We start from the raw sequence: 23,637 nt of genomic DNA, 5'->3' as shown, positions 1-23,637 counted from the left end.
CTTTTGGAAAAATTTCAGGCTGGGAATGCGGAATATATTGCTTTTCCCAGTCTGCCTATGTTAAAATCGGAATAATCAGAAAATCGGAATAATCATTATAGCAAGCATCCACCAATATGTTTTTAATCGTAATGTCTTTCAATTCATCTTCCGTAGTTTCTGTATCTTCTGGGTGGAGTGCCCGGTATAACTGAATCAAGTATTTTTTATCCTGAAATAAATTTGTGAAAATGCTGTCTTTAATCGTATGTTTCGCAATCTCTGTTTTTTCCATTCCTTCTTCCTTTCATCCCCGCTTTCACAGCGGGAAAATAATCAAGTGCTATCTTGGTTTCATTATACAAAAAAGCCATCCTGTATTCAAGGGTGATTACTCGTTGGTTTATTGAATGATACGCCATTCACATGCTGCGTAATTCATTCAAATACGTCAGTTCCTTTTTCCAGTTCCCTGATAATATCCGCAGGATCATGTATACTACAAAAATCATAAAAGGGCTGAACCGCCAGTACCGGAAAGTGACCAAGACAAAAAATAACCCACAACAGTTCCCGTCTTTCTGATTCAAATAACAGATACTGTTATGGGTTACAATTCCAACTTATTAAATGGCCAGATAAATTCTCAGACTCATCCTGTGTTTACTGATTCGCCTGATTCCCGCACTTGGGACAGGTATTTCCTCCCCGATAGGTGTACCCGCAGCGATAGCAGCATTTCACGTCATGCTTTTCCTTGGAAAGATAAGCAATGCTTCGAGACTCCGGCTTTTCCTGCAGATAGGATACAAATTCTCCCAGAACCTCCCCGAATTCTTTCAGTTCCTTGGAGGAGATTCCTCCCGGAATCTTGGTTTTCTTTCCATTTCCCCGCTTCACATAGATTCCTTTGGACAAAAGCCCTGTATTTCCTTCGATTCCTGTTACTGACCGGATGGGGATCATCTCGCTGCTGAACATGCTGTTATAGAAAATATGCTCCGGCGTCAGAATGAAGCCGTCTCGTCCGTTTTTCTTGGCAGAAGCATCACAGATCAGGATTGGAAACTCATAACGGTCCCGTTCCTGGGCGTAAGTATTCAAGGCTCTTGCCGCCAGCTCCGCTTCTCTGGGCGCCCAGTCGCCCCGCATAATTTTGCGCACCTCGTAGAAATGAAGCCGTTCTGTATCGCTGATTCTTCCGCTTAATGCATCCTTGAGCTTTTCCACCAGAAGCCCGCATTCATCCATTTTCAGCTTTGTCAGGCGCTTGTCTATCATTTCCAGTGTGTTGGTCTTGATTTCCGGCAGGAACACTCCGCCCTCAATTTTCTCATAAGCGCTGGCTGCTTCGTCAAAGGACATCAGGGGGATGTTGGGGCACATTTTATCAATCACCTTCTGATCCATGGCCATCACTCTGCCCTCTATCTCCCTGATGGCAGGCTCCGCCTGTTCCGGAAGAAAACCATCTTCGCGAAGCTTCGTAAGCATCTGCATCAGCCCCCGGCGGTCGGCGCCTGCCGCACGTTTCAGCATCCCGGCAATTTCCCGCTTCTCTGTCAGCCTTCTGGCGCCTTCCAGTACTTCATTATAGACCGATATATCTTCTCCGTCATACTGGTTTAATTTATCGCGGAACGTCCGGTACTGGCTTCTTGTCATATTTTCCGGTACGCGGGCAATCAGATCCGCCGCTTCCTCCTGTCCCCGCTTTTTCTTTACTTCTCCCAGGGCCTCCAACATCTCTTTTTTAATCAGCTCCGGGCATTCTGACTGGTCAATTTCATCCATGACCCGTTTGATGACTGCGTATGACTGGGTCATGGCATATTCCGCTTTCTTGCGTACCTCTTCGGCCCCTTTCTGGTAAGCGGCCTGCCGCAGCAGCTTCTCATATTTCTCCTTGTCCACCCAGTCCAGACGCTCGTCATCCTTCACCTGCTCCCGCAGTCTCCGCAGCTGCCACATGGACATGCGATCCAGTTTCCGCATACGGGCGTCGTATTTCTCTTTCACAGACAGGCTGCCGTTGCTCTCTGCAAATTCCGCTTCCAGTTCCGCCTCAATTCCATTGGGATCTCTGGGATCATCCTGTTTTCCGGCGCCTTTTAAAGAAGCATCCATGTCTTTTTCGGGAACATCCCGTTCCGGTTTTTCTTTTGTATTCCGTTTTCCGAAAAATCCCTTTTTCTTTTCCGGCTTCCCTAAAGCATCTGTATCATCGCCTGAAGCCTGGGCCCCGGCAGCTCCCTCCGTCTGTCCGAAGGATTTCCGGCCGGCATCCTTGGGCCTGTACCAGTCTTTATTGGGACTCTGGGGCTGCTCGGAGGATTCCAAGCCGGAATGATCCATGGGCGTTTCGGAATGCTGCATTGCCTGTCCCTGGGATTTTACTTCGGAATCCTTCTCAGCTGTTTCCGCAGCTCCCTCCGCTTTTGATGATTCTGCTTCCTGTTCTGGTTTCTTTTTCTTCTTTTTCTCTTCCTGGGCTTCCTTTCTGGCTTTCAGCAGTTCCTGGATTTTCTCACGGAACGGCTCTGCCTGCATCAGAGGGAAGAAATTTTCATCAATCTTTTCTTCTATACTATGCAGTTCTTCCTCAGACATATGCTCCATATCCGCACATGCCTCTTCAATGGGCGGCATGGCATGTCTGCCCCGCTGAGACGCAAATTCATTAAAATTGCAGTTGGAGGTCCGCTCTGCATCCCGGCCTAACAGCTCCCGGTAATCCTCATAGGCGTCCCGGTCGCCGCCGAATTTCATGGTATAATTATCCCCTTCCCGAAGCAGCTTCCCGGGTCTTGGCGTGTAGAAAAGGTTGCAGTTGTCGCAGGTATAGCTTCGGGCCAGGTACACGCCCCCCTCTTCCGTCTCAATGGGGAATTCCTTTCCCTGGGGATAAATTGCCATATACAGCTTCCTTGCGCATTCCGGGCACTGATAGCCGTTTATGTAGAAATTATTTCCAACCCGGGAAGCCTTGCGCTCATATGCTGAAATTTCGCTTTTATGGAAGGTGGCTTTGGTCAGGCTCCAGCGTACCTTATGCCACAGCCCCAGTCCTTTTTCCTCCGGCTCCTCTTCCTGTTTTTCTTCTTTGACCTCCTGGGGCTTACGCTTTCCTTCCTCCATGGCAGCCTTAACCACCTCTTCAAAGGTCATCTGAATATTATCTTTGTAAAACCGGAAATTATCGTCCCGATACCCCGGAATAATTTTCATATCCTTCAAAATCGCATAAAACAACGCATTCAACTGACTGTAGTCTTTGTCCACCTTCAGCCCCCGGATGGAGCCCCATTTTCCAAATGCGTACAGCGTCATATTCAATACATTGGTCAGCGTCTGGTTCTCTCCCACCGGCTCCATATCTTCTTCCTTGTCCGGCAGTTCAATGACATTGGTCATAATTTTCCGGTTGTCAAAATTAAAAATCAGGGATCGGACTTTTCCCGATAAAATCAGAAAATTGTTCAATACCACAATATTTCCTGTCCATACCACATTAACATCCATAGTTTTCAGCATCCGGCTGAATATATTGTTTAACTCACTGTTTGCTTTCAGTAAGATCATTTCAAACACCTCGCCTTTCTGATCATCTCTCTGGGTACTCCGTTCTGCCTGCAGATTCTCATAACCCTGATACCGCCCTGCCAGTTTTCTCCCGGCTGCTGCTTTGGAGTATAGTCTCCGCCACAGGCAGTTTTATCTTAATTTCAAATTTTCCCCACATGTTACCGCTCTCCTTCCCAATCATATATTACCCCGGCGGTTGAATATCGCAGCAGATGGAGGTTTAGACAAGTGAGATGCTGTGATATTTAACCGCCGGAGCAATAAAAGCATCTGGGTATATTCTATCACACCGGAAAACCTCTGTAAACGCACAAAGGTTTTTCTTGCAGATTTCTTTTGGCAGGTATAAAATGGTAACTGTTGAAATGTGATAAAAATCAGGGAACTATACAGGAAAACAGACAAAGGAGCGATCATATGCCGCAGAAAATTGATACGATTATTTTTGACTTAGACGGAACTTTACTGGATACATTGACAGATTTGACAAACAGCGTCAATTACGCCATGGCCCGCTATGGGTTATCCTCCCATTCGGAGGACAGTGTGCGCCAGATGGTAGGAAACGGCGTTGCCCTGCTGATAGAACGGGCCATTCCCCAGGGACGGAATTTTCCGCAGTACGAGGACTGCCTGGAAGATTTCCAGGAACATTATGCGATTCATAAAAAAGACTGCACCCGGCCGTTTAAAGGTGTGATGGAATTTCTGAAAAATGCCGCTGACAGAGGCTATAAACTGGCGGTGGTATCCAACAAATTCGACCTGGCGGTGAAAGGACTCTGCGAAGATTTCTTTACTCCTTATATTACCGCCGCCATCGGGGAATCACCGGAAGTTGCCAAAAAACCTGCGCCGGATACGGTGTTTGCCGCCATGAAAGAACTGGGCTCTAAAGCAGCATCCTGCGTCTATGTGGGAGATTCCGATGTGGATTTGGCTACAGCAGAGAATGCGGGAATTCCCTGTATCAGCGTTAGCTGGGGATTCAGGGACCGGGAGTTTCTGCTTCAGAACGGCGCAAAACGGATTGCGGATACAATGGATGATATCTGGGAGATTCTTGCAGATTTGTAAAAACAGACGCTTACTGTAGCAGGAATGTGTGCATTTATTCTCAGGGAAACAGCGGCGATGGATTCCTGGGAATAAATGCGGTAGAACACTACATTTTTTCGATGATGCATTCATGCACTTTTCTATCTGCATCATAATTGATGCCAACCAACAAAATATCTCCTGTATATGCTCTAAGCCAATCAGTATATCGTTTCTCCTTAATCTGTGCAATTGCCCCTTCGGCTGATCTGTTCCACTTTAACTCAATTAACAGAGCCGGACATTTTACATTCCTTCGGGGAAGGTACACAACATCCGCAAACCCTTTTCCTGATGGTAATTCCAGATTAGGCGGAAGATAATATGCTCTTGCGCTAAAATAGGCAATAAGTATGGCACATTTAAGGGAATTCTCATCATTGTATTTCAGAATGGAAGATGTTTCATTATGAATCGCTTCCATACACTCAGCTACCTTTTTTCCCTCCATCTCCCATGTGCTTTTTAATAGAGAAAAGGATCTCTCAACTGCCTCTGCAATTCCCTCCCACTCTTCTCCTTCTATTGCATTCAAAAACTCCTGAGACACCTCCTGATTTGGGATATAAACCTCTTCTGTTGATTCATCAAATGTTAAATATCCCAGATGCACCAAAAGCGTTAATATATCATCCTTAGATGAAAACGACGTCATATCATTTTGAAATTTCCGCGGATTGATCCTGCACCGTCCGTTGCCAAGCATCGCAATGACAGCTTCTCTCAATCCATCGAAATTCTGTTCAATATATCCCTTTAATGCTTCGTAGGTTTCTGTTCCTGTCCAATAGCTTCTGAATTTCTTCCAGGTCAGCACATCCACAACCGATTTGGGGTTGTAAACATGAATTTCTCCTGCCTGATAACCGTCATACCATTTTTCCACTTCCGTGAAATCAATTCCGTGCCGTTCACACTGGCTTTGCACTTCTTCTTTTGTAAATCCAAAATATTCTCCCAAATTTTTCGGATCTATCATAGAATATTCATCAAAAATATTGATTGCTGAATGATCCCCATATTTTTTAATGGGAAGAATTCCTGTCATATAAGCTAATTCTACATATTCTGCTCCTTTAAAAAGTCCCCGCAAAAAATCCAGATAAGCTTTCTGTATTTCCTTCCGCTCCTTTGCAAAACGGAACACACAATCCCATTCATCAATAATAAAAACAAAACCTTTTCCTGAATGTGCATAAATTTGTCCCAATACACCAGGCAGTCCATATTGATCTACACAGAAATAATCTCCATACTCAGGTTCCAGTTCCCGAATTACAGCTTCCTGGATCTTATCTATAAAAATATCAAGATGTGACTTCTCAAATAAAAATCTCTGAATATCCAACCGTATCACGTCATGGCTGTTTAAATGAAGCTCAAATAACTCCGTCTGCTCTACTTTTTTTCCGGCAAATAGCTTTCTGGAATCACAGCCTTTGCTATAATATGCTGTGAGCATATCTGCAGCCATGGACTTTCCAAAACGGCGGGGACGGCTCACACAGACATTTTTCACCCTTGATTTATTCAGTTTTTTATTCATAAGTGAGATCAATTCCGTCTTATCAATATAAATTTCATCCAGAACCGCCTGCCGAAATGCGGTGTTATCCGGATTTAAATATAAGCCCATCCCATTTCTCCTTTCCGTCTGTTTTGATAATCCCCACAGACCTTCCCCCTTCCGCTAAAAAAACGGAAGCATCAATACCAAAGCCGCTATGCCAAGCGCCACAGTAATTCCGCCGAACAGGCAGCTCATTTTCCAGTAATATTTCCGCTTCGCCTCATTCCCTTTATTCCGGTAACCCAGAATAAAAGGAATAATCGTCATAACTGCAGAAATGCTCAATGCAGTTGCCAGGTAATTCAATAGATTCATCTTCTCCTGCCCCCTTTTTGAATCCGCAGACTGTATTTTCACCGGTTCAAGCTACCGGTTAATCCAGTCCCCTAAATCCTTTTCCGATAATCTCGCTGCTGTTTGTAATCATCATAAACGCTCCGGGCTGATTCCATCTGATATAATTCCTGAGCTGTACTGCCTGTCCCCGTTTCATCACAGTTAATATGATATATTTCTTATGATGGGTATACGTACCTTCTCCTTCAAAAATCGTAGCGCTGCGGGTCAGCTTCTCATGAATAAAATCGCAGATGGGCTCCGGATCGTCACAGACAATTGTAAAATATTTACACAGATTAATGCTTTCAATGGCGGTATCTATCACCAGGGATTTTGCCATCAGGCCGCAGAAAGAAAATAAACCTGTGGCTGCGTCAAAGATAAAGCAGGCTGCCACGGTAATCATCAAATCCACCAGAAACAAAGCCGTTCCGATATTTACCGTACTGTGCTTTTTCAAAACCATTGCAATAATGTCAGTGCCTCCGCCGCTGGCCCCGATATTAAACAGGATAGCGGAGCTTAAAGCCGGAAGCACAATGGCAAACACAAGCTCCAGCACCGGCTCATTTGTCATGGGACGCGCCATAGGATAGTATTTTTCCAGTCCGCTTAAACCTAAGGACATCAGCACGCTTACATATACCGTTTTCGCCCCAAATTCCCTGCCGAAGCAGGCAAATCCCACAACCAGCAGAGCCATATTGATCACAAAGTTAATTGTTCCGGCGCTGAACGGGGTCACGGCGCTGAATACAACCGCCATGCCCGTAACACCTCCAAAAGAAAAATGATTTGGAAATTTAAAAAAATACACTCCGATTACCAAAAGAACTGCCGCAAAGGTAATCATCCCATATTCAAACAGCGCCAATTTTACACTCTTTTTCATTTCTTACTCTTCCCCGTCTAACTCCAATTCCAGTTCACCATCGCCAGATTCTTCTGCATCCTCTGATTCTCCGTCGCCAGATTCTTCTGCGTCCTCTGATTCTCCGTCGCCAGATTCTTCTGCGTCCTCTGATTCTCCATCGTCAGATTCTTCTTCTAATTCTTCATCTTCTCCGTAATACTCATCCTGGGAAACTTCTTCCACATCCGCATTTTCATAGAGGAAATTAACCACTCTGCTGCGGACAATCTGGGTGATAATCGAAGTTTTTCCATAATCTGCTTCCAGTTCTTCCACCGTATCATACTCGTATTCTTCCAACAATGCCTGGGCTTCCTCCTGGTATCCTTCCTCGGTAACTGCCAGTCCTTCCTTGTCTGCAATGGCCTGAGCCACCAGATATTCGTTTACCTGGGCAATCGCTGCGTCCTCAACTGCTCCTTCTCCCATCTGCTCTAAAAATTCCTCATATTCCATTCCCATCATAGAAGCATAGAACTGGTACCCCGACACAGTTTCATCATAGTAGAAATCATACAATTCCTGAGGATAACCGTCTACCTCCGCATTTTCCACCGCCATCGCCAAAGCGTCCTCTCCGGATGCAGAAGCAGATTCCTCCTGGGCAGTGGCAATCAAATCTCCCCTTATGTATTCTTCATATTCCTCAATGGTCTTGTAATCTGTCACTTCCGCCACAAATTCATCGGTATATTCCGGCACAATCACCTCGCTGATTTTGTTGATGGTAACGGTAAATTCCGCCTGTTTTCCTTCCGCCTCAGAGTCAAAATATTCCTCCGGAAAAGTTAATGGAAATGTAACGGTTTCCCCTTTGTTTTTACCAATCAGACTGTTTTCAAAGTCCTCCAGAAAATCTCCGGACCCCAGTACAAGTTCATAATCCGTATCGCTTCCGCCTTCGAATTCCTCCCCGTCCATCACTCCGGTATAATCAATATTGACGCTGTCTCCTTCTTTGGAAGGGCGGTCAGTAATTTCACGGTATTCCTTATTCTCTTCCTGCAATTCCTGAATTGCATACTCAACGTCCTCTTCCAATACCTCCGGCACCGGATACTGTACTTTCAGATTCTTATAATCTCCCAGTTTCACATAATCCTCTGCTTTAAAATTCAATACGTCATCATAAGCATTCTCTGCGTCTCCCTGCTCCTTTGTACTTTCATCGGAGTCCTCTCCGGCAGAGTCCTGTTTTGCTGTATTCTCTGTCCCCTTCTTCGTATTTCCGCATCCGGCAGAAAACGCCATAGCTCCTGACAATATCAGCGCAACGGCCAAATATTTCCTTCTTCTCATTGTTAAATTACCTCCAATAACTTTTTTCTATGGTTCAATAACGTATTTTAACATAAGCCGGTGAAAAAATCATGAAAATTATCATATTTTAAAAAAAAGCTGCCGGAAACCTTTTCCAACAGCTTTTCTGACTTCATATGAGGGTTCTTCCCACGTACTATTGTATCATTTCTCCCTCTGTTTTGCCGCAGTAAGGAGCAAGCTCCAGACGCACATACCATCCCTGTTCGTGATCGCATACAGGGCAGGTCATGGGCGCCGCCGTTCCCTCATAAACATATCCGCAGTTTAAACACATCCATTTTGTTTCCACTTTGGAGATAAATAACTGATTATCTTCCAGAAGTCTGGCAAACGCCCCGAAACGATCGCCGTGCATTTTTTCAATTTCTGCAATCTTATGGAACTTCATGGCTGCCTTGCCAAATCCTTCCTCCTGGGCCTTATCCCCGAAATTCTTATACACATCGTCGTGTTCTTCGTACTCATTGTGCTGCGCCATCTTCAGCAGCTCTGACATATTCGGGCTTAAATCCACCGGATAGGCTCCGTCAATGGCAATGGTTTCCCCGGCCAGTTCCTTCAGCTGGTTATAAAAGATTTCCGCATGCTCTTTTTCCTGGTCTGCGGTAAATTTGAAAATCTGCTCCAACACATAAAGTCCCTGCTGATGGGCCTGGCCTGCTGCAAAAGTATAACGGTTTCTGGCCTGGCTCTCTCCGGCAAATGCGCGCATCAGATTCTTCATGGTTTCGCTCTGTTTAAAGTCTGCTGCCATAATAATTTCCTGCCTTTCTTTTCCAATCTCATAATATTTACCGGAATAGAATGTGCAGAAAAAAGAATTTTATACTTGTTCTGCCAATGCAGGCTTCCCGCCTGCTTCAGAGCATATTTGAAACACATATCAGCAGCAGCGCACAATTGCCCCAAAGGGCATCAAAGCCAGCTTGGCGATTTTAAAACACTGGATTCCAAAAGGAATCCCTATAATGGTACAGCACAGTAAAATGCCGTTTATGGCCGCAGACACAGCCAACGGAATTCCGCTTATCAGCAGCCATAAAATATTTGCAAGCACAGACCAGGTTCCTCCGCCATATTCTACTTCTTTTCCAAAGGGAAAGAATGCCAGAGACGCAAACTTAAAACACTGGGTCCCTATGGGAATCCCCACAATCGTAATGCACCACAAAAGCCCTGCAACCATCCAGCAGATTCCCTGCCATAATCCGCCGCATAAAAACCAGATCAAATTACCCAAACAGCCCATCTTTTCCTCCTTATTCTCATCCATGAATCTTTTCTTTATTATACTCCAACGGCTGTCTGGATGGAATAGGTTTTTAGGAATTTTACCAGGATTTGCGGCCTTAATTCAAAACAATGGCATGAACTGCTTCTACCAGATCCACCGCATAGCTTCTGTTTACCAGGGACACCGGAGTTCCATCCACAGCTGCAGCACAATTGCTTCCATCCTGCCGGTACAGGCTTATCTGAACTTCAGTATCCTTTTCACCGCCAAGATACACCGTCAGGCTGATTTCTTCTTTCTCCGTGTTCATTTTATCAGTAAATTCAGATGCCGTAAGCATGGAAAGCGCACTTTGAAAATCTGCAATATCTATTTCCTTGTCCTGATAATACCAAATGGTTTCATCCTTTTCTTCTTTTGTACTTAAGGTATAATCCTGTCCGTCCAGTGAAATATCCACCTGATACACATCCGCAAAATCCGCCCAAATCACTTGTTGATGACGCAGATCATTATAAGATGCAGCCAGCAGGCTTTCATACTCTGCTCCGGTGATTTCATAAATAATCCGGGATTCTCCCACCCGGAAATAGGCGGGCGCTGAATCCTGCCCTTCTTCACCGTCTTTCTCTTTCGCCTTTTCTTCCGCAGAACGTGACAGATTCAGCACAAAAGACTTGATTTCCTCTTCGTCACCCTCTTCCTTCAGAACCGGATATTGCACAGTTATCTGAAGTTCCGGCGTATCCAGACCGTAACGGGCAAGTTCTTCTTCCTCTGCATGGTAAGACACATAATTGCTGACGCTCAGACTGCTGACAGATGACAGATAACGCTCCACTGCAGACGTATCCAGCGGAAGATACGACTGATCCTCTTTGACAAAATATACATCTTCTTCATTATAAGTATGAGCGCTTTCCTCCTGATAAACAATTTTATAAGATTCACTGCCCGCAAATACAATTTCTTCCGCCTTATCTATAGAAGGAATCTTATCGTTTTCAATCATATCTTTCAATTCAAGCTGAAAGAATTCCATTGGATCACTGGATGCAAGATATACATTGCCGTCCCCGATGGATACATAACGTTCTTCATCCATGACGCTGTAATCCCCCAGAAGAATTTCATACGTCTTGTCGTCTGTTTCTATCCGGATGCTGCAGGCCGGATCATCCAGTCCGTACTGGGCATAGTCTTCCACATTTTTGATAATAAAAGAAACGCCGAAAGACTCAAACACCCCAAGCAGCTGCTCCACTTTATCTTTACTTACCGGAAAAGTTTCATCGTCGTCATACATCCATGTTTCATCCTTATGGAACGCCAGTTTTGTTTCCTCATATTCCCAGGAAAGTGATTTTACATCCTCATTTTTCAATTCCAGTATCACTTCATCACTGTTTTTGATTTCTTCCTTATGCTGTTCGTAACGGCTGACGCCAAAAGCCGCAAGAGACACTGCAATCAGAAGGGCCAGTAAAACACATATTTTTTTAGACCGGTTCATTCTGTTTCCTCCTTCTGCTTATAATCACATAGATGCCATACACCAGAAACATCAGCGGAAATACGCCGATCATAATTACCTTCAAATATGAAGCTGTAGATTCATTTATGGTAAGGTACTGATAGCTTAAGGATTTGCTTCGGATAGCCAAGGCCTCCCGCTCCCCAATCATTGCGGACAGAGCGTTCATTCCCAAATCCAGATTTGCGCCGGAAGAATAAGAATTATACAGCTCATCGAGGAAATACGAGGAGGCAAACCATATAATCTGACCGTCATTCCCACAATCCACTGATACTGCCGCCGCAAAGGGCCCATCCGCATCTCCTTCTTCTTTTTCATATGTGGAAATATCATATCCTGCTGATTTGCTGAACGCCTTGTCTGACGTACTCAAAAGCGCCGTAACTGCCCCCGAAGCGTCATTGACCTTCATTCCCTGAACAAGCGGCATGATGGCGTAATAATTTCCCTCAGTCAGCGGATTGGTAATCTCATGATCGGCCATATGGGGCAATAATATATAAGGCTGTTGGAACGCATAGCGCTCTCTGTCTCCCTCCACTACAACTCCCTCTTCTGCCTCAATATCATATTCCTTCAAAATACTGTACAGATTGGCCAGGGTTCCCTCTTCTGTCGGGCCTGCCAACACCATCAGTTTTCCTCCATTTTTTGTATATTCCGACAGCATTTCCTTTTCTTCCCTGGAAATATCACTGGTCGGCGCATAAATCAAAACCACATCAGCTTCTTTTGGAACCGTATCCTCCTTCAGTAAAGTAAAGCTGGTCACTTCTATATTCTGTTTTCTGATCTGCTCGGAAAATACCTCTGACATTTCAGCCTCTCCATGTCCCTCCGTTACATAAAGCTGCGGATGATCCTCACTGATCACGTAATCAATTGCGGATGTAATCGCTCCCTCACCATCAAAAGACGTTTCATAGGAATAAGACGAGATGCTTGTTTCCGTCACATAAATTTCATTATAACTGATGTAGCGGCTGCTTTCCCCGCATTCCACAATCAAACTGTTGTTGGGCACGCTTTCCGACGTATACTGCTGGGTAAATGTGGGGTATACATCCGGATTTTTCTTCACAACCTCAATACGTTCTGACAGGCTTTCATACTTTTCCAACAGGTTAGAAATTACATCGTCCTCTTTCTCAGACTGAACCACCCAATAGATGGTCACATCCTTTTTAAGCGCATTTACCACTGCTTTCGTATTACTGGTAATAGAGTAAAGTTTCGTGGAACTGATATCAAACTGAGTAAGCGCAGCCGGAAGCGCCTCGGCAAGAACATTAACTGCAACCAGAATTGCCAGTACAATTCCTGTAAGCGCCAGAGAATAAGATCCTCCCAGAAATGCAATCCGTCCCCGGGTTCTCTGGTCTGATTTATTTGGCAGTTTTATTTTTTTCATCAATTGTACCTCCGTTTCTCAAGGGACTGCACCGACAAAAACAGAAAAAATACAATCACTGTGATGTAATAAATAATTGCCGTCAGGTCAAACACACCGTTGACAAATTTATAAAAACGTTCAAACAGTGATAATTTCGTCATTATATCCGGCAAAAGCCCTTCAAATTTGGATCTGTCCAAAGCATATACTCCCAGTACCGCCAGACACAGGGCAACTGCAACTCCATAAGCCAGCCTATTATGTTTTGTGACATACCTGACCACAAACCCAAGAACTGCCGCTATTCCTGCAAAGGCAATTGCAGAACCCAATGAGGTAGAAGATACATATTCTGCCAAAGTAACACTGTAATAATTCAGCAAAATAACCGATATGGCAATACCTGCGGCAAATCCTGTATTTTCTGTCAGAGAAGAAATAAATATGCCAACAGCAAGCAACGCCGCCCCCATCATAAAAAAAGCAAACAGGGAACCAAAAGAGGTTGGAAGATACACTTCCCCAAACTGAGCAAAAATCAGCGGATAAAACGAAATAATCAGAAGGGGCGCCAGATATACAACCAACAGCGCCAGATATTTTCCTAAAATAATATGTGTTGTTTTCAGCGGAAGGGAATACAAAAGCTGATCTGTTTTCTGCTTCCTTTCCTCCGCCACCACACGCATTGTTACAATCGGAATCATAACCACAAATCCAAGGCTGACAAAGCTCAGAACATACTCAAAATTTGCCACTGCCGACTGAATATTGTAAAGCATGGCGCCCAGTCCTACCAACGCCAGCAAAAATGCTGAGAAAATATATGCTGTCAGGGAATGAAAATAATTGGACAGTTCATGTTTCCACACGGCAATCATTCTTCCACCCCGCTTCCTTCTGTGAGTTCGATAAACACATCCTCCAGATTGGCTTTCTTTGCCTCCATCTCAATAATGGCATTGCCCTGATCTGCAAAAGCGAAAAAAATCTGCCTGCAGATATCCCTGACATTGGCTGAATCTGTTTTTACAAAAATATTTACCGCATCATCTTCTCTCTTTTCAACCTGATATTCCTCAGCAAACTCCATACGCTCCATAATTTCTGACGCCTCATCCACAGAGGCTTCCGCCGTAAATGATACCTGATTGGAGGACAGCATGAGCTTTTCAAGATTCCTCGGCGTATCAAAAGCAACCAGTTTTCCCTGAGCAATAATCAGCACTTTTTCACAAATAGCCTGCACTTCTGATAAAATATGGGAACTTAAAATAACCGTATGGTTCTCTCCAAGCTGTCCGATTAAATCACGGATTTCTATAATCTGAATGGGATCAAGACCTACGGTGGGCTCATCTAAAATAATCACTTTGGGATTTCCAAGCAATGCCTGAGCAATTCCCACCCTTTGCCGGTAGCCCTTGGAAAGCGCCGAAATCAGACGATTCTTTATACCTCCTATATTGGTCTGTTCCATTACTTCCTCCACCTGCCGCTTAAGTTCTGCCCCTTTCAGTCCCTTTGCCTCTCCTACAAACCTCAGGTATTCCGCAGGGGTTTCATTCATATACAGCGGCGGCAGCTCCGGAAGATAGCCCATCAGTTTCTTCGCTTTCTCCGGTTTTTCAAAAATATCGTACCCATCAATGCTGACTTTCCCATCCGTAGCAGACAAACATCCCGTCATAATATTCATTGTGGTCGACTTTCCCGCACCGTTTGCCCCTAAGAATCCGTATACATGACCCTCGTCAATTTCAAAAGACAAATCATTCAGCGCCATAACATCGCCATAATATTTTGTCAAATGTTCCACCCTGATCATAATAACCCTCCTTGCTTCTTTTCATTACGCTTTTCATTTTAAAAAATAAAGCTAAAGGCAGACTAAAGATCGCGGTGATAAATCTGTGAACAAAAAAGTCACTATCATTTTATTCTTGCTGGGTTCCGTTTCCTTCAACATCCATCGGTTCATCCGAGGCGCGTCATTTTAACGATTCGGTTTATCCATTCCACTGCCTTTGCCATGTTCCATAGAACCCATATCCGAAATGTTGAGAGCGGAAGCGTCAATCAATGAACTGCTGTTCTGTGCCTGTCCGTCAGAGTCAGAAGCAATCGTACCGTCCAGCTGCCCGCTCACACTTTCTGCACGGAGTAAGCAAAATTCTTTCAGAACATCAACGCCTGTCTGGAATTCCTCATAAGTACAGAATTTTGTTGCATCGCTTTCTACGAAAGGTGCAATCATTTCTCTGGTAGAATCAATCATTTCTGAAAAATATCCGCTGTCAAAGTAAGTTTCGATAAATTCAGCAAAGTATCTGTGATACAGCTCGGTGTATTTTTCATTACTGAAAATCCAGGCAAGCATCGGTCTGGAATCCGCTGTTCCGTTTAAAACAGGAGAATCTATCGGATAGTTGACAAGAGAGGTTGCGTCTTTCACATCTTGAAATCCGCCGAAAGCAAGGTTATAATCCCAAGGTATCATAGAAAGCTGCCCGTCTTTTTCATAAAGGTAGTAATTATGAATCATCGGCCCCGTGTAGCTGTCAAAATTACAGACGAAATTATGGACTACAAAATACCGAATGACTTCATCAATATTTACAGTCTCGTCAATATTTTCGTTGCTGTTAAGCTGTTTTAATGACGCAATCAGACGATCTTTATCTGCATCGGTAACATCCGTCTTAGCATTATCAAAAATATTTGCATAACTGTCATACTCATCGTCAGAGTAGATAAGTTTTACATCATCGCTGCCCATTCCGACGCCTGCTGGGCCTTGAACAGGCATTTTTCCGCCTTGAAAATCACTGTCCGCCGGGCGCTCACCATTTGGCGGCTGCGGCATTTCTCCCTCAGCAGGCACTTTGCCATCTGGCGGCTGCATACCGTTTTGACCTCTTGGCGGCTGCATACCGTTTTGACCTCTTGACGGCGTCAAATTGTTTGTCTGATTGCCTTTATCTGCAGGCTGCGTATCGTCCGTCTTTTCCAAAGTATCTTTCATTTCTGATGTGGTTTCTTCGTTTAGTTCGGCAGCCCAATCATCCATATCAAACTTATTGCCGTTACCGCGGCCGCCGCCCATGCTCATACTGTCAGGCTTGTATAATTCTCCGTAGTCACTGCCGTAATTTCGTTCAAGGAACGCTTCCTCAATACTTTCAACTGCTAAATACAGACCCCAGTCCTCACCGTTTACCATAATATTGACATAGCTGCAAAGCGGTGCGTCTGCACCCTGCTTCTGCATCATCTGATAAGAAAGAAAATCTTTCATATAGGTGTTATCCTGTATGATGTTATTCAAACTCAATTTATCCAGACCGTAGTAGTTCTTTGTCTTGTCATAGTGATCAAATTCGATTTTGAAGCTGTAACGGTCATTCCCATAGCTGGCCACTTGTGTTAAAGAGGTATTTCCTTTTGCACGAATCGCTACGTTTTTATATGCTTCATTATCAATAACCACGGAGCATAGGGCATACTCCTCATTTGTGCAGGTCTCAATAAAACTGTCCCAATCGTCCATAACAATATCAATCGTATGAACCCTTGATGTATCAAACAGACCGGTTTCATAGCCCTTTACTTTGGAAGCTTCCGCCACTCCAAAAGATTTGTCGTTCATAAAAAGAGCAGTTAAAATCAAGGAAAAAACAACAATGACGCAGCAAATTTTATCAATATATTTGTGCGTTGACATAATTACCTCCCTTATCCCATATAATCGCCGTTATAGCTTACAAGAACTGCACTGTTTACACCGTTCATCTCAGAAAGAATATTGATAAAATCGGTATTGTCTTCCTTCATACGAATTTCCGCATTCACTTCAACAAAACCTTTTTGTGCGGTTTTGCTTTTCAAAACGCAGCGTCCTGCCTGTTTCTTCAGAAATTCCACAGCATTCACTTCGCTGTCGTGATTTTCGCAGCGAATAACAACGATATAAGGATTAAGATGAGATTTCTTGTTTGCCAACACTAAAAGAACAATACCGATTACAACGCTGCCGAATACAGCTAGCGGAATCATTCCTGCCGCTAAAACAATACCGACTGCAATGGACCAGAACAGGAACGCAATATCAAGAGGTTCTTTAATGGCAGTACGGAAACGGACGATAGACAATGCACCCACCATACCGAGAGAAAGCACAACATTCGATGTTACCGCTAAAATAACAAGGGTTGAAATCATCGTAAGCGCAACAAGAGTAACGCCGAATGAGGACGAATACATTACTCCCGAAAAAGTCTTTTTGTATATCAAAAAGATAAACATGCCGATGCCAAAAGCAAGCGTTAATGCGAGGACCATATCTAATACAGTTACGCTGGAGATATTCTCCAAAAAGCTTGATTTAAAAATATCTTGAAAAGTCATAGTATAACACTCCTTGAAATATAATTTTTCAGATTAACCGTAAATTCGGCAGGCGGCGTATTTGGAGAATGCCGAGCTGTGTCTGCCGTTTAACTGAACAATATCCCGAATGACCGAAGGTAAAAATTCATCCCACTTCACTTCAAGGATAACAGGCGCGTCTCCTGCTGGAATCGTAACACAATCATTCCTCAAAAAATCTGTTCCCGTAATTCCTGTGCGTATGTTGTAATCCAAAGTAACACGCGCATTGCCGGGGGCATACACAAACGCTTCTCTTGTATACTCGACAATCGTTTTGGGCTGTAATCCCTGCGTTTGCATTTTTAGATACAACTCCTGCACCAGCGGATTTACGCTTTCTCTGAACATGTCCATACTGCAGTCTGAAATCGCCTGCACCTCAGCTGCGGACAGCTGTGCCTGTTCTTTATGACATAGACCGTTTATCTTGCTTTTCTTTTCAAGCAAGATAAACGACAGATCGCCGTTGTAATATCGAACCCGAAATTTTCCACGCATATTCACGCCGTTTATTTTTTCTGACAGCGCCTTGTCCTCTAAGTTATCAAAATACAAGTTGCGTATTTCGTATGTTCCGTTTATGGCATGTGCGTCCATCACCATAACGGCCTGCAGTCTTGAACGAAGCGCAAGCATATCGGAACGGTTGATTTCGTGTTTCCATTCGTGACGAAACTTCATTGTTTCACCCCCTTTCTTCACTTTGTGAGCATATTATAAAAAAACTGCCTTAGTTTTGGCTTAGAAAAAAGACTTCACGAAAAAATCGTAAAGTCTTTTAAAAGATAATTACAGCGTAACCGTAAAAGAGACAAAATTCGGATTTTCATACTCGGCGGTAATACTGCCTTTGTTTGCCAGGACAATAGACCTTGCCACTGATAATCCAATACCGTAACCGCCTGTTTTCTGCGTACGAGCCTTATCGTCCCGATAGAAACGGTCAAACAATTTATCAGGCGGCGTATCAAGTAACTTTTCGCAGCTGTTTTTTATCAGCAATTTGATACGCTTATCGCTCTTTTGCAGCCTAACAATTACCGTTCCCCTGTTATTTGTATATTTTGAAGCATTATCAAGCAAAATAGAGATTAATTGTGAAATTTGTTCCTTATTTGCTTTAATTATCACATTTGGTTGAATTTCAGTCTGTAAGGTTATGCTGCGAAGATTAAGCGGTTCTGCAAAAACCCGTACATTTTCGCTGACTAATTCACTGAATGAAATTTCTGTTTTAATAATTTCTGCAGCGCTTTCATCCATCTTTGCAAGAAGCAGCAGATTTTTCATTAAACCGTTTAATCTCACCGTTTGTTCCCTGATATTCTTACTCCATTTGTTTTCGCCGTTATAAAGCTCCATAGCTTCCGTATTCGCAAGAATAACAGCCAGGGGAGTTTTAATTTCATGACCTGCATTTGTAACAAATTGTTTTTGCCTTTCCATGTTCTCTACAATCGGAAAAATAGCTTTTTTGGAAAGAAACATCACCATAAACAACATAAGAATCCAGCAAGAGAGCCCAATTCCGCCTGAAAGAAACAGAACTCTTACATAGGAAAGTATTTCTTCAGAAGTGTCAAGAAAAACGATGACTGTTTCATTACCCGTATGGGAATTACTGATTTGATATCGGTATTTGCCCGCCTTTCCCACACTTGTCCCTTCATCAAGAACTCTTAAAGCAAGTTCTTCTGCGCTCGCTTCATCAACTAAAGAAGTACGGCTCACATCGGTAAAAACAATCTGTCCGTTTCCATTTAACCTGACAATAAAAAAATTGGAAGATAAAAATTTATCTCTTTCATCTTTAGGTTTTATTCGAAAATCAAACGGCGGCGCAGAATTCGGCGGAGGCTGAATGTGGTCAAAATTGCCGTCTGCTTCAGAAATCATAGTCAAAGTTTTATCCGTTTCAGTTCTAACCATTGCAATGTTTACAATATTAATGATACCAAGTAAAATAAACAGCAGTATAGAAACAGCAATCATAGCGGTAAATACAAATTTCTTCTGAAGCGCCTTCATCATCCCTCTATCTCCAAAGTATATCCCACATTTCGTTTTACCCGTATCGCAACATTAGCAGAAAGAGCTGTCAGCCGTTTGCGAAGATAGGAAATATATACCCAAACCGTTCCCAGTTCCGCATTGGTCTCATATCCCCATACTTTTGTGAGCAAATCTTCAGTGGAAAGATAAATCCCCTTATTCAGCATTAAAAGCTCCATAAGTTGGTATTCTAATTTAGGCAGCACAAAAGACTGACCGTTACAGCTTAATTCATAGCTTTGCATATTTAAGGTGAGATTACCGACCTTCAAAATATCAGGCGTGAAGTTTTCTTTACGGCGAAGCATTGCACGAACACGGGCAAGCAGTTCCCCCATGGCAAAAGGCTTTGGCAGATAATCGTCCGCCCCCATATCCAACCCCTGTATTCTGTCCTCAATTTCCACCTTTGCCGTAAGCAAAAGAATCGGCGTATTATTTCCTTTTTTTCGCAGCTGTTCAAGCACTTCAAGTCCGCTCAATTCCGGCATCATTATATCAAGAATCATTCCGTCGTACTGCTCGGCCTCAGCATAGGCTAAAGCATCCGCGCCATTGTACACCGCATCAACATTATATTTATGATATGTCAGTACATCAACTACTGCTTCCGACATACTGATTTCATCTTCCGCATATAGTAGCTTCATTAGACATCACCTCAATTATATAGTATTGCCTATAACTTAGTTAAAACTAAAAAAAGGGGCTTAGACAACCATTTCTATTTTAAAACTGTTTTAAATCCAATATTATTTCCCCCTTTATTATATGCGCTGATTTCTCCTCTGTGGCTTTTCACAATGGCTTTCGCAATCGCCAGCCCTATGCCGAACCCTCCGGGGGAGGTTCTTGCCTTGTCCTCCCGGTAAAACCGGTCAAATAATCTCTCCAATCTGATATTCTCCACATTTGCGTATGTGTTTTCAACATAAAGAACCGGATGTTTTCTCTCCTCTAAAACCACATGAATCCTTCCGGCCTTGTCGCAGTATTTCACCGCATTATCCAAAAGAATCCAAATGACTCTGTGAATGGACGTTTCATCTCCCCGGTACCGAATTCCCGGCGCAATCCGGGCCGTAAGCTGTTTGCCCCTGTATTCCGCCATCATCTGAAATTCTGAAACCGCTTCCTTTACCATATCGCTCAGAGAAAACATCCGGCAATCCAGATTTGACCGGTCTTCATCCATTCTTGCCAACAGTACCAGCTGGTTTACAAGAGCGTTCATTCTCTCTCCCTCGCTCCGGATATCCGACAGCCATTCATTTTTGCCCACTTCTGCTTCCAGAATATCCAGATTTGTAAGAATCAGCGTCAGCGGCGTTTTCAGCTCATGATTGGCGTCTGTGATAAACTGTTTCTGTTTCTCAAAGCTTTCTGCCATTGGCTTTACCGCCCGCCTGGAAAACACCACCGCAGCCAGCCATATTATCACCATACTGACCACAAGAACAATTCCTGCTGCCAGAAGCACCCTTTGAAACATGAAACGGCTCATACTGCCGTCCACAAATACAACCGTTTTTCCCAACTCTCCCTCATACATCTTATAGCGGTAATTCTCCATCCATCCCCGCTCTTTCCCTCTTCTGTATGCCTCTGCGCCATACTCTCCGGCAAGTGTTTCTGTCACCGAAGATACGAATTCGATGTCGGCCTTTGCAATATTTCCCTTTTCATCAAAGCAAACGGTAAAAAAACGAGTGGCAAAGGGTGTTTCTTCCGTCATAAAATCCGGCATTTTTCCCATTTTCGGAAAGGGCCCGTCCCCCTCAAATTCCGGAAAAATACCGTTATTTTCTGAAATGCGGTCTGTCAGCGCATCCATCGCCTGATTTAGCTGATTTTTGCCGATACTGAAAATCAGTGCAAAGATCGCAGAAAACACAAGAAACACGGAAATTCCGCAAATGCGGATCACTTTCTTCTGCAAATGATAAATCATGATTCCGCCTCCAGAATATATCCGGCCCCCCGCACAGAGCGAATATGGATCGGCGCTCCAATTATATCTAATTTCTTTCTGAGATTTGAAATATGCACCCAGACGGAACTGATTTCCACATTAGCCTCCCATCCCCATATATGGATCAAAAACTGTTCTGGGGAGATAATCATCCCCGGCTTCTGCATCAGCATCTCCATGATTTGAAATTCCTTGGCGCTCAGCGGCCGGGCCGTCTCCTGAAAAATAATTTCATATGTCGACCGGTTAAGTATTGTGTGATGAAAGGTTAGAAGGTCCGGCATATAATGTTCCTTCCGCCGCAGCATTGCCCGCACCCTTGCCAACAGCTCTGACGTGGCAAAGGGTTTGGGTAAATAATCGTCTGCGCCTGCATTCAGTCCTTCTACCCGTTGGGAAACTTCTGTCCTTGCAGTCAAAAACAGAGCCGGTGTGGTAATATTTTTCTCCCGAAGTTTTTTCAATACCATAATACCGTCCATTTCCGGCATCATAATATCCAGGACTAATCCGTCATACTCTCCAGATAATGCATATTCCAATGCATCCGTTCCCGTAGATACACCATCGGCAGTGAATTTATTTATTTCAAAAATATGCAGCAGAGATTTCAGCAATCTTGCGTCGTCTTCCGCAATCAAAATTCTCATTGATGTTCCCTCCGTCTGTTTTTTCCATTATAGCATTATACAATTAAGAAAGGCTAAAGATTTTCCGCTTTTCTTTGAAAAATTTTCGATATTCAAAACAGACAGAAAAGAACTCCTGCACCGACCCGTTTATCCCTGATTCCCGCTTTTTTTCCTTATCTGAATTTCCTGCACGATTGTATGGTAAGTCTTTTTGTTCAGACGGTAGAAATACAGCACTAACGCTGTAATAATCCATAAAAGACCCGGAACGGTAGTAAAAGAATGTTTCATCACAGCCAGCACAGCCGGGTTCTGCTGTTGGTTCGCCGCATATCCCATGCTGCCCAAAACTCCCGCCAGAACGGAAGTCCCGATCGCCATTCCTATCTTATTTCCCAGTGAAATAAACGCATACTGGAAACCATCGTTGCGAAGCCCTGTTTTCCATTCTCCATATTCCACACAATCCGGTACAATGGCATAAATAGCCGTGTTAAACCCTGAAAAGAAAAACTGCGACAGACACGAAAACAGATAAAACTGCACCGGTGTCTTACCCACCGTAAAAAAGTACATGCAGAACATGCTGATTCCGGTAAGCAATGCAAAGATAGAGGCCGAACGTCCCTTATTGTTTGTCAGCCGGAATACTACCGGAAAACAGGCCGCCCCAATAATCGAGGGGATAATGATGCAAAGGGAATATGTACTGAACAACGCCTGGTTTCCTTCCACATAAGTAAAATAATAAAGGGCGTCTGCATTCCTTCCGTAAAGCGTAACTCCAAACAAAAACTGCCCTGCCACCGCAATCATATAGGGTTTGTTTTTTGCCACAGCCGAAAGCTGCACTTTTAAAGATATTTTTTCCTTTTCAGGCACCTCCACGACTTCCTTCGTTTTGGCAAAGCAGAAAATATGGCAGGCCGCAAAGATGCATCCGTAAATAGCCGCCACCAAAAGATATCCCCGTTTATCATTTCCGCTGCCAAGGGCCGCAATCAGAGGAACCGTGATAATGTTGATAATGCCGATGGCGATCATTGCGCTGACGGAACGAAACGTATTGATTTTGGCCCGCTCTTCTATATTCTGTGTCATGGCGCCGCACAGCGTCCCATAGGGAATATTCACGCAGGTATAACCCAGCACCAGAATACAGTAAGTAATTGCCATATAAACAATCTTTACCGTAGACGGCCAGTCCGGATGGGCCCAGAATGTCAGCATCAATACAATGGCCGTAAGGGGCGCAGCAACCAGCAGCCAGGGACGGTATCTTCCCCATCTGGTATGGGTTTTGTCACTCAGCCCTCCGATGACCGGATCGTTGATGGCGTCCCAAAACCTGGAAAACAGCATCAGTCCCGCCACTGCACCCATTCCAATTCCAAAAACATCCGTATAAAAAATCATCAGGAAATTTCCCACAAACATCCAACTGAAATTACACCCCACATCGCCCATGCCGTAAGCAATTTTGCTGATCAGCGGCACTTTTATATCTGTATTTTTCTGTTCCATTGCCATCCTCCTTCTAAATACTCCATTCCCAAATATATACGCCTCCGAAAAAGAA

Annotated in this window: 21 protein-coding genes and 1 pseudogene; 2 read left to right on the top strand and 20 right to left on the bottom strand. The window is 43.8% G+C overall.

The genetic code is table 11. The features are described 5' to 3' along the window. Positions 1-55 precede the first annotated feature (55 nt). A complete protein-coding gene (locus ACTO17_RS02525) occupies positions 56-274 on the bottom strand; it encodes a hypothetical protein (RefSeq protein ID WP_482556772.1) in 219 nt (72 codons plus the stop codon). A 125-nt stretch (positions 275-399) separates the two neighbouring features. Between ACTO17_RS02525 and ACTO17_RS02520 the strand changes: the two are divergent. Then, positions 400-537, top strand: a pseudogene (locus ACTO17_RS02520) (transposase); the annotation flags it as partial. A gap of 105 nt (positions 538-642) precedes the next feature. Here ACTO17_RS02520 and ACTO17_RS02515 read toward each other — a convergent pair. Next, a complete protein-coding gene (locus tag ACTO17_RS02515) occupies positions 643-3,561 on the bottom strand; it encodes a hypothetical protein (RefSeq protein ID WP_482556771.1) in 2,919 nt (972 codons plus the stop codon). A 420-nt stretch (positions 3,562-3,981) separates the two neighbouring features. On the opposite strand from ACTO17_RS02515, the gene ACTO17_RS02510 reads away from it, so the two are divergent. Beyond that, positions 3,982-4,641, top strand: a complete 660-nt coding sequence (locus tag ACTO17_RS02510) for an HAD family hydrolase (RefSeq protein ID WP_482556770.1) — start codon at positions 3,982-3,984, stop codon at positions 4,639-4,641. 88 nt (positions 4,642-4,729) lie between these two features. Here ACTO17_RS02510 and ACTO17_RS02505 read toward each other — a convergent pair whose 3' ends face one another. From ACTO17_RS02505 to ACTO17_RS02420, 18 genes are all read right to left on the bottom strand, one after another. Then, the gene (locus ACTO17_RS02505; RefSeq protein ID WP_482556769.1) at positions 4,730-6,298 is read right to left on the bottom strand and encodes an AAA family ATPase; all 1,569 of its coding nucleotides are present in this window, start codon (positions 6,296-6,298) and stop codon (positions 4,730-4,732) included. Positions 6,299-6,352: 54 nt separating this feature from the next. After that, on the bottom strand, positions 6,353-6,547 hold the full coding sequence (locus ACTO17_RS02500; protein ID WP_172536121.1) for a hypothetical protein: 195 nt from the start codon (positions 6,545-6,547) through the stop codon (positions 6,353-6,355). A gap of 58 nt (positions 6,548-6,605) precedes the next feature. Further along, positions 6,606-7,463 (bottom strand): YitT family protein, encoded by an 858-nt coding sequence (locus tag ACTO17_RS02495; protein ID WP_172536120.1) that lies wholly within the window; start codon positions 7,461-7,463, stop codon positions 6,606-6,608. 3 nt (positions 7,464-7,466) lie between these two features. Beyond that, positions 7,467-8,783, bottom strand: a complete 1,317-nt coding sequence (gene tig / locus ACTO17_RS02490; RefSeq protein WP_172536119.1) for a trigger factor — start codon at positions 8,781-8,783, stop codon at positions 7,467-7,469. 157 nt (positions 8,784-8,940) lie between these two features. Next, positions 8,941-9,561: a rubrerythrin gene (gene rbr / locus ACTO17_RS02485; protein WP_482556768.1), complete on the bottom strand. Its 621-nt coding sequence runs from the start codon at positions 9,559-9,561 to the stop codon at positions 8,941-8,943. A 129-nt stretch (positions 9,562-9,690) separates the two neighbouring features. Then, a complete protein-coding gene (locus ACTO17_RS02480) occupies positions 9,691-10,056 on the bottom strand; it encodes a YccF domain-containing protein (protein ID WP_482556767.1) in 366 nt (121 codons plus the stop codon). Between the two features lie 100 nt (positions 10,057-10,156). Further along, positions 10,157-11,554: a DUF4340 domain-containing protein gene (locus ACTO17_RS02475; RefSeq protein WP_482556766.1), complete on the bottom strand. Its 1,398-nt coding sequence runs from the start codon at positions 11,552-11,554 to the stop codon at positions 10,157-10,159. Further along, entirely contained in the window at positions 11,541-12,989 is a 1,449-nt protein-coding gene (locus ACTO17_RS02470) for a Gldg family protein (protein WP_482556765.1), read from the bottom strand. The genes ACTO17_RS02475 and ACTO17_RS02470 overlap by 14 nt, the downstream gene beginning before the upstream one ends. Then, a complete protein-coding gene (locus tag ACTO17_RS02465; protein ID WP_172536115.1) occupies positions 12,989-13,852 on the bottom strand; it encodes an ABC transporter permease in 864 nt (287 codons plus the stop codon). Before ACTO17_RS02465 ends, ACTO17_RS02470 begins: the two co-directional genes overlap by 1 nt. Then, on the bottom strand, positions 13,849-14,799 hold the full coding sequence (locus ACTO17_RS02460) for an ABC transporter ATP-binding protein (protein WP_482556764.1): 951 nt from the start codon (positions 14,797-14,799) through the stop codon (positions 13,849-13,851). The genes ACTO17_RS02465 and ACTO17_RS02460 overlap by 4 nt, the downstream gene beginning before the upstream one ends. A gap of 168 nt (positions 14,800-14,967) precedes the next feature. Then, the gene (locus tag ACTO17_RS02455) at positions 14,968-16,695 is read right to left on the bottom strand and encodes a CotH kinase family protein (protein ID WP_482556763.1); all 1,728 of its coding nucleotides are present in this window, start codon (positions 16,693-16,695) and stop codon (positions 14,968-14,970) included. 11 nt (positions 16,696-16,706) lie between these two features. Continuing rightward, complete coding sequence (locus ACTO17_RS02450; RefSeq protein WP_482556762.1) at positions 16,707-17,378, bottom strand: DUF4956 domain-containing protein; 672 nt, start codon at positions 17,376-17,378, stop codon at positions 16,707-16,709. Between the two features lie 33 nt (positions 17,379-17,411). Beyond that, positions 17,412-18,038, bottom strand: a complete 627-nt coding sequence (locus tag ACTO17_RS02445; RefSeq protein ID WP_482556780.1) for a polyphosphate polymerase domain-containing protein — start codon at positions 18,036-18,038, stop codon at positions 17,412-17,414. Between the two features lie 153 nt (positions 18,039-18,191). Beyond that, positions 18,192-19,433 (bottom strand): sensor histidine kinase, encoded by a 1,242-nt coding sequence (locus tag ACTO17_RS02440; protein WP_482556761.1) that lies wholly within the window; start codon positions 19,431-19,433, stop codon positions 18,192-18,194. Beyond that, positions 19,430-20,104, bottom strand: coding sequence for a response regulator transcription factor (locus ACTO17_RS02435; protein ID WP_482556760.1), 675 nt, complete (start codon positions 20,102-20,104; stop codon positions 19,430-19,432). The genes ACTO17_RS02440 and ACTO17_RS02435 overlap by 4 nt, the downstream gene beginning before the upstream one ends. Positions 20,105-20,178: 74 nt before the next feature. Continuing rightward, complete coding sequence (locus ACTO17_RS02430) at positions 20,179-21,405, bottom strand: sensor histidine kinase (RefSeq protein ID WP_172535833.1); 1,227 nt, start codon at positions 21,403-21,405, stop codon at positions 20,179-20,181. Further along, the gene (locus ACTO17_RS02425) at positions 21,402-22,076 is read right to left on the bottom strand and encodes a response regulator transcription factor (RefSeq protein WP_172535832.1); all 675 of its coding nucleotides are present in this window, start codon (positions 22,074-22,076) and stop codon (positions 21,402-21,404) included. Before ACTO17_RS02425 ends, ACTO17_RS02430 begins: the two co-directional genes overlap by 4 nt. A gap of 129 nt (positions 22,077-22,205) precedes the next feature. After that, the gene (locus ACTO17_RS02420) at positions 22,206-23,582 is read right to left on the bottom strand and encodes an MFS transporter (protein WP_172535831.1); all 1,377 of its coding nucleotides are present in this window, start codon (positions 23,580-23,582) and stop codon (positions 22,206-22,208) included. Positions 23,583-23,637: the final 55 nt, after the last annotated feature.

It is taken from the genome of Petralouisia sp., assembly GCF_056822245.1.
The sequence above is the reverse complement of the archived record's forward strand: the minus strand, read 5'-3'. Positions and strand labels throughout refer to the sequence as shown.

What these genes read in the sequence shown, in the direction of transcription:
- ACTO17_RS02525 (WP_482556772.1), bottom strand. Translation starts at nt 274, where the DNA reads ATGGAAAAAACAGAGATTGCGAAACATACGATTAAAGACAGCATTTTC.
- ACTO17_RS02515 (WP_482556771.1), bottom strand. Translation starts at nt 3,561, where the DNA reads ATGATCTTACTGAAAGCAAACAGTGAGTTAAACAATATATTCAGCCGG.
- ACTO17_RS02510 (WP_482556770.1), top strand. Translation starts at nt 3,982, where the DNA reads ATGCCGCAGAAAATTGATACGATTATTTTTGACTTAGACGGAACTTTA.
- ACTO17_RS02505 (WP_482556769.1), bottom strand. Translation starts at nt 6,298, where the DNA reads ATGGGCTTATATTTAAATCCGGATAACACCGCATTTCGGCAGGCGGTT.
- ACTO17_RS02500 (WP_172536121.1), bottom strand. Translation starts at nt 6,547, where the DNA reads ATGAATCTATTGAATTACCTGGCAACTGCATTGAGCATTTCTGCAGTT.
- ACTO17_RS02495 (WP_172536120.1), bottom strand. Translation starts at nt 7,463, where the DNA reads ATGAAAAAGAGTGTAAAATTGGCGCTGTTTGAATATGGGATGATTACC.
- tig (WP_172536119.1), bottom strand. Translation starts at nt 8,783, where the DNA reads ATGAGAAGAAGGAAATATTTGGCCGTTGCGCTGATATTGTCAGGAGCT.
- rbr (WP_482556768.1), bottom strand. Translation starts at nt 9,561, where the DNA reads ATGGCAGCAGACTTTAAACAGAGCGAAACCATGAAGAATCTGATGCGC.
- ACTO17_RS02480 (WP_482556767.1), bottom strand. Translation starts at nt 10,056, where the DNA reads ATGGGCTGTTTGGGTAATTTGATCTGGTTTTTATGCGGCGGATTATGG.
- ACTO17_RS02475 (WP_482556766.1), bottom strand. Translation starts at nt 11,554, where the DNA reads ATGAACCGGTCTAAAAAAATATGTGTTTTACTGGCCCTTCTGATTGCA.
- ACTO17_RS02470 (WP_482556765.1), bottom strand. Translation starts at nt 12,989, where the DNA reads ATGAAAAAAATAAAACTGCCAAATAAATCAGACCAGAGAACCCGGGGA.
- ACTO17_RS02465 (WP_172536115.1), bottom strand. Translation starts at nt 13,852, where the DNA reads ATGATTGCCGTGTGGAAACATGAACTGTCCAATTATTTTCATTCCCTG.
- ACTO17_RS02460 (WP_482556764.1), bottom strand. Translation starts at nt 14,799, where the DNA reads ATGATCAGGGTGGAACATTTGACAAAATATTATGGCGATGTTATGGCG.
- ACTO17_RS02455 (WP_482556763.1), bottom strand. Translation starts at nt 16,695, where the DNA reads ATGTCAACGCACAAATATATTGATAAAATTTGCTGCGTCATTGTTGTT.
- ACTO17_RS02450 (WP_482556762.1), bottom strand. Translation starts at nt 17,378, where the DNA reads ATGACTTTTCAAGATATTTTTAAATCAAGCTTTTTGGAGAATATCTCC.
- ACTO17_RS02445 (WP_482556780.1), bottom strand. Translation starts at nt 18,038, where the DNA reads ATGCTTGCGCTTCGTTCAAGACTGCAGGCCGTTATGGTGATGGACGCA.
- ACTO17_RS02440 (WP_482556761.1), bottom strand. Translation starts at nt 19,433, where the DNA reads ATGATGAAGGCGCTTCAGAAGAAATTTGTATTTACCGCTATGATTGCT.
- ACTO17_RS02435 (WP_482556760.1), bottom strand. Translation starts at nt 20,104, where the DNA reads ATGAAGCTACTATATGCGGAAGATGAAATCAGTATGTCGGAAGCAGTA.
- ACTO17_RS02430 (WP_172535833.1), bottom strand. Translation starts at nt 21,405, where the DNA reads ATGATTTATCATTTGCAGAAGAAAGTGATCCGCATTTGCGGAATTTCC.
- ACTO17_RS02425 (WP_172535832.1), bottom strand. Translation starts at nt 22,076, where the DNA reads ATGAGAATTTTGATTGCGGAAGACGACGCAAGATTGCTGAAATCTCTG.
- ACTO17_RS02420 (WP_172535831.1), bottom strand. Translation starts at nt 23,582, where the DNA reads ATGGAACAGAAAAATACAGATATAAAAGTGCCGCTGATCAGCAAAATT.